Genomic DNA, 223 nt, shown 5'->3' with positions numbered 1-223 from the left:
CACGTTCCCATCCCGAACACGACCGTTAAGCCCTTCAGCGTCAATGGTACTTGGACCGCAGGGTCCTGGGAGAGTAGAACGCCGCCAAGCGTAACCCATTTTGGGTTCAAAAAGTATATATAATGTGGGCCCTTAGCTCAGTTGGTTAGAGCGCACCTCTGATAAGGGTGAGGCCGGTGGTTCGAGTCCACCAGGGCCCACCATCTACACCTTTTAATTTCAT

Annotated in this window: 1 tRNA gene and 1 rRNA gene; both read left to right on the top strand. The window is 52.5% G+C overall.

Features of this window, described 5'->3' with window-relative positions:
* Positions 1-90, top strand: a 5S ribosomal RNA gene (rrf, locus tag WFI24_RS34390); the annotation flags it as partial.
* A 36-nt stretch (positions 91-126) separates the two neighbouring features.
* Positions 127-203, top strand: a tRNA-Ile gene (locus WFI24_RS34385).
* Positions 204-223 lie beyond the last annotated feature (20 nt).

The sequence above is a fragment of the Paenibacillus sp. USHLN196 genome (genome assembly GCF_037144955.1).
GTDB classification, from domain to species: domain Bacteria; phylum Bacillota; class Bacilli; order Paenibacillales; family Paenibacillaceae; genus Paenibacillus; species Paenibacillus xylanexedens_C.
Note: the sequence above shows the minus strand (reverse complement) of the source record. Positions and strands in the feature narration are given on the sequence as shown.